This is a genomic window from Kitasatospora nipponensis (assembly GCF_039528135.1).
In the GTDB taxonomy this organism is placed as follows: domain Bacteria; phylum Actinomycetota; class Actinomycetes; order Streptomycetales; family Streptomycetaceae; genus Kitasatospora; species Kitasatospora nipponensis.
Window position 1 is genome coordinate 1 of sequence record NZ_BAAALF010000315.1, and the last position, 5527, is coordinate 5527.

Here is a 5527-nt window from a genome sequence, read left to right on the forward strand (position 1 = left end):
GCTCGGCGAGCGCGCCCGACACCGTCGACAGCGGGCCCGCCTCGACGAACAGCACGGGCTGCCCGCCGGTCAGCCCGGCCAGCAGCCGGTCGACCCGGGCGTCCAGGTCGGGCGCCGCCGCCGGGTCCGGCTCGTTGTCGCCGGCCAGCCGCAGGGCCTCGGTGAGCGGTCGGCGGTCGTTGGCGACGTCCAGGACGTACCGGCCGGCGCCCTCGCCCACCACGTGCCGCGGCTCCAGCCCGAGCTCGCGCAGCAGCCCGTGCAGCGCGTACTGGAAGGCGAAGGCGGCGTGCCGCGGATCGTCGCCGGCCCATCCGTCGGCCCGCTCGCACCGCGTGTGGAGCAGGTCGAAGCGCGGGTGCGCCCGGCGCAGGGCGGCGGTCAGGGCGGGAGAGGCCGTGCAGCGGCCGGAGACGACCAGTGCGAGGACGGGCTCGGCGGGCGTCGGGTCGGCCGAGGGAGCGGCGTCCTCTGCGGGGGCGGGGTCCTGCGCGGGGGCGGGTGCCGACGCGGCGGCGGGCTCGGTGGCCCGGACGAGCGCTGCGGCGAGCTCCGTCCGGTCGGCGGCGCTCGCGCACCAGCGGTACGGGTAGTGCGCCCGGCCCTCGACCAGGGTGCGCGCGACGTCCGCGAGCGGCAGCGCGGGCCGCTCGGCGAGCCAGTCGCGCAGCGCGGCGAGGTTCTCGGCCAGCGAGGCGGCGCTCCGGGCGGAGACCGGGAACCAGAACCGCCCGGCCGTCGCGGCGTCGGAGGCGTCCGAAGCCTCGGAGGAGTCGGGGGTGTCGGCGGTGTCGGAGCCGGTGACGGTCGGCGCCTGCTCCAGTACCGCGTGCACGTTGGTGCCCATCACCCCGAACGAGCTGACCCCCGCCCGCCGCACCCCGCCCGCCGGCTCCCAGGGCGTCAGCTCGCGGGTGACCGTGGTCGCGGAGTGCGCGAAGTCGATCAGCGGGCTCAGCCGGGCGGCGTGCAGGTTCGCGAAGAGCTGCCCGGTGCGCAGCGCCAGCACCGCTTTGACCAGGCCGACCAGGCCGGAGACGCTCCAGGTGTGCCCGATGTTGCTCTTCACCGAGGACACCGCGCAGAAGCCCCGGCGCTCGGTGACCCCGGCGAAGGCCAGGTCGATCGCCTCGATCTCGATCGGGTCGCCCAGCCGGGTGGCGGTGCCGTGCGCCTCGATGTACGAGATCGTCGCCGGGTCGACCCCCGACTTCTCCCAGGCCCGCGCGATGACCTCCGCCTCCGCTGCGCTGTCCGGTGCGGTGAGCGTGCTGGAGCGGCCGCCCACGTTGTTGGCCGCGGTCGCCTTGATCACCGCGTGCACCGGGTCGCCGTCGCGCAGCGCCTGCGCCAGCGGCTTGAGCAGCACGGTCACCGCCGCCTCGCCCGAGCCGGTGCCGTCCGCCTCGGCCGAGAAGCAGCGGGTGCGGCCGTCCGCGGAGCGGATCCCGAGGTCGAGTGGGTCGTTCCGGCGGTCCGCGATCAGGTTCAGGTTCACGCCGCCGACCAGCGCCAACTCGGCGTCGCCGAGCACCAGGTCGTTCACCGCGTGGTGCAGCGCCAGCAGCGAGGACGAGCAGGAGGAGTCGACCATCGCCGCCGGGCCGCGCAGGCCCAGGAACCGCGCGATCCGCCCGGCGGTGGCCGCCGCGTGGTTGCCCATCACCATCATCGGCTCGCGCACGGTGGTCAGTTGGGGGTAGCGCAGCCGGGTGGCACCGACGTACACCGCCGCCCGCCGCCCGCGCAGCGCCGTCGGGTCGTAACCCGCGTTCTCGACGGCCTGGTAGGCCACCTGGAGCAGCAGTCGGTGCTCGGGGGCCATGCACTGCGCCTCGCCCTTCGAGAGCCCGAAGAACGCGTGGTCGAAGGTGTCGATGTCGTCCAGGTAGCCGCTCAGCTGGTAGTCGGCGTCCGGCGGGAGCGAGGTGCGGCGGCGCCGGTCGGCCGACAGCTCGCGCACGCTGTCCCGGCCGGTGCGCAGGTTCGCCAGGAACTCCCCGAGGTCGTCCGCCTGCGGGGCGCGGATCGCCATCCCGATGACGGCGATGTCGGCGGGGTGCCCGGTGCCCGGGGAGCCGATGTCAGAACGCATGCTCGGTGACCTCACTGTCGGAATGCGGCTGTCGCGGTTCGATGAGGCCGGCCTGGCCGGCGACGGTGGGGCGGCTGAACAGCTGGGCGACCCGGAGGGCCTGCGGGAAGCGCTCGTCCAGCAGTGCGTAGAGCCGCAGGAGCTTGAGCGAGGTGCCGCCGAGCTCGAAGAAGTCCTCGTGCAGGCCGGGCGGCGGGCCGCCCAGCACGGTGGCCCACAGCTCCCGGACCGCGCGCTCGGTCGCGGTGTGCGGCTCCTCGGGCGCGCCCGCCGCCGCGGCCTGGGCCGACAGGGGTGGCGGTTCGGGCAGTGCGGCGCGGTCCGGCTTGCCGTTCGGCGTGGTCGGGATCCGCTCGATCGGCACGAATCGGCCCGGCACCATCGCCCGCGGCAGCCGCTCGGCCAGGTGGGTCCGGAGCAGCTCGGCCAGCTCCGGCCCGCCGTCGGGCGCCACCACGTAGGCGACCAGCTGCGCCTCGCCGTGCCCGTCCGTCGCGTCCTTGCGCCCGACGACCAGCGAACCCGCCACCGAGGGATGCTGGTTGATCGCGTTCTCCACCTCGGCGGGCTGGATCCGCACGCCGCTGATCTTGAGCTGGTGGTCCCGTCGCCCGACGATCTCCAGCAGCCCGTCCGGCCGCAGCCGGCCGATGTCGCCGCTGCGGTAGAGCAGGTCCCGCTCGTCGTCGCGGTGGGGGTTGCGGAAGAACGCGGCCGCGGTGGCCGCCGGGTCGTCCAGGTAGCCGAAGGTGCGGAACGGGGTCCGGATGACGATCTCGCCCGGTTCGCCGACCCCGCAGAGCCGCCCCTCGCGCATCACCACCCCCTGGCACTGCGGCAGCGGCGAGCCGACCGGCAGCACCGGCGGCAGCGGGCCGCGCGGCACCCGGTAGGCGAACTTGGCCATCGTGGTCTCGGTGGGACCGTAGAGGTTCACCACCTCGCCGCTGTGCGGGTACCGGGCGCGGAACGCCTCGACCAGCGTGGCCTTGAGCGGTTCACCCGCCAGGAACGTCCAGCGCAGATCCGGCAGTTGCGAGCCCTCGGGCGCGTCCAGCAGCCAGCTCTGCAGCACGGTGGGCGCCGCGTGCAGCACGGTGACCCGCTCGCGTTCCAGCCAGCCGAGCACCGCCCGCCCGCCGAGCAGGTCGGCGGCTTCCGGGAGCACCAGCGTGCCGCCGCCGACCAGCGCGAGGAAGGTGTCGCGCAGCATCACGTCGAAGGAGGCGCTGGTCAGTTGGGCGCAGCGGTCGTCCGCCGTGATGCCGAACTCGGTGCTCTGCCAGCGCAGGAAGTGGCTCAGCCCGGCGTGCCGGCCGAGCACGCCGCGCGGGGTGCCGGTGGTGCCGGAGGTGAAGAAGAGGTACGCGGGGGCGTCGGCGGAGAGCGTCGGCAGAGCGGGGAGCGGGCCGGGCGGCGCTTCGGTGGCCGCCGGCAGGCCGGTGCGGGCCTCGACGCGCAGGGTCGGGCCGGTGAGGTCCTGTTGCCCGTCGCTGCGCTGCTCGCCCGGCTCGTCGCCCCGCTCGTCGCCGGGCTGGTGGGCCGGCTGGTGGGCGGGCTCGTCGGGCTCGGCTCGCACGAAGGCCTGGGGCCGGCCGATCTCCAGCAGGTGCCGGCGCCGGCCGGGCGGCAGCGCGGGGTCGAGCGGGAAGGCGGTCGCGCCACTGCGCAGCACGCCGAGCAGGGCGACCACGAAGCCGATCCCGCGCGGCCCGGTCACGCCGACCACATCGCCCGGGCCGAACCCCCGGGCGGCCAGCCGCCCCGCCACCGCCTCGCTGCGGTGCACCAGTTCGCGGTAGCTCAGGGTGTCCTCGCCCTGCGAGAGGGCGACGCGCTCGGGTGCCGCCGCGGCCCTGGCGGCGATCAGCTCGGTGACCGGCGGCTGCTCGGGCTCGTCGAGCGGCAGCGCCAGCCCGGCGTCCGGGGCGGTGAGCGCGCCATCGGAGGTTCCGGGCGGCAGCAACGAGTATCCGGCCACCGGGAGTTCGGTGGAGGCGGCGGCCTGGGAGAGGACGAACTCCAACTGGCCGAGCATCAACTGCGCGCGCTCGGTGGTGAAGAGGTCGCTCCGGTGGACCAGGGTGACCCGCAGTGCGCCGTCCTGCTCGCGGACGTAGAGGACCAGCGGGAACTTGGCCCGGGGCTCGAAGAGCTGGTCGTCGTAGTCCACCTCGACCCGCGGCATGGCAGGTCGTTCCCCGAGCCCGCTCTGGTAGTTGAGCATCACGTCGAAGATCGGCGGCCGGTCCAGGCTGCGGGCCGGGTTCAGCCGCTCCACCAGGAGCTCGAACGGCGCGTTCTGGTGCTCGTACGCTCCGCGCACCCCCTCGCTCACCCGCCGCAGCAGCTCGCCGAAGGTCGGATCCCCGGACAGGTCGGTGCGCACGACCAGGGTGTTGAGGAAGAGGCCCACCACCTCCTCCAGTTCGACCCCGGGCCGGTTCGCCACCGGGAACCCGATCACGAGGTCCTGCTGGTCGCTCAGCCGGGCGAGCAGCAGGTTCAGCGCGGCCAGCAGCACCTCGAAGGAGGTTGTGCCGGTCCGCTCGGCCAGCTCCCGCACCGCCCGGCAGGTCGCCGGCGCCAGGTCGCGCACGGCGTTGCCACTGCCGCCGTGCTCCGCAGCGGGGACGGGCGCGTCGGTCGGCAGCTCCAGCGACGGGTGGCCGGCCAACCGCTCCACCCAGTAGTCCAGATCGGCCTCAATCGCCGCCTGCCGGTCCGGATCGCGGACCGCCTCGGCGTAGTCGATGTACTGCACGGACAGCTCCGGCAGTGACCCGCTCGGCAGCGACCCGTTCAGCCGTGACCCGTTCGGCCGTGACCCGTCCGCGGGCGGTCCGGTGGGCCGGTCGCACTCCTCGGTGTAGAGCCCGGCCAGGTCGCGCATCAGCAGCCGCAGCGACCAGCCGTCGCCGGCGATGTGGTGCAGCACGAGGTGCAGCCGGTGCTCGCCCGCGCCGACCCGGAACAGCGTGACCCGCAGCGGCAGTTCCTCCTCCAGCCGGAACGGTCGCCGGTCGCCGTCCCGTACCTCGCCGCGCAGCGTGCGCGCCGCGGCGTCGGGCGCCAGACCGGTCAGGTCGCGCAGCTCGTAGGGGGTCGGCAGGTCGGAGCGCGGCGTCTGGAAGACCTGGCCCCCGGTGCTGACGAAGGTGGTGCGCAGCGCCTCGTGCCGCGCCACCAGCCGCTGGACCGCTCGCCGCAGCGCCTCGGCGTCCAGTGGCCCGGTCAACCTGGCCAGCAGACGGATGTTGTAGGCCGGGCTCTCGGGGTCGAGCATGTGCAGGAACCACATGCGCTCCTGCGCGAAGGAGAGCGGGTGGCGGTCGGCGCGCGGGCGGGCCCGCAGCGCGGGGGTGGCGGACTCCGTTCGGTCGGTGGTGGTTTGTTCGATGAGGCGGGCTTGTTCGGTGATGGTGCGGTGGT

2 protein-coding genes are annotated in these 5527 nt (G+C 74.9%); both read right to left on the minus strand.

Annotation, left to right across the window (positions count from 1 at the left end; translation table 11 throughout):
• On the minus strand, positions 1-2095 hold a 2095-nt coding region (locus ABD323_RS39165; RefSeq protein ID WP_344446877.1), incomplete at its 3' end, for a polyketide synthase.
• On the minus strand, positions 2085-5527 hold a 3443-nt coding region (locus ABD323_RS39170), incomplete at its 5' end, for a non-ribosomal peptide synthetase (RefSeq protein ID WP_344446878.1). The genes ABD323_RS39165 and ABD323_RS39170, both read right to left, overlap by 11 nt.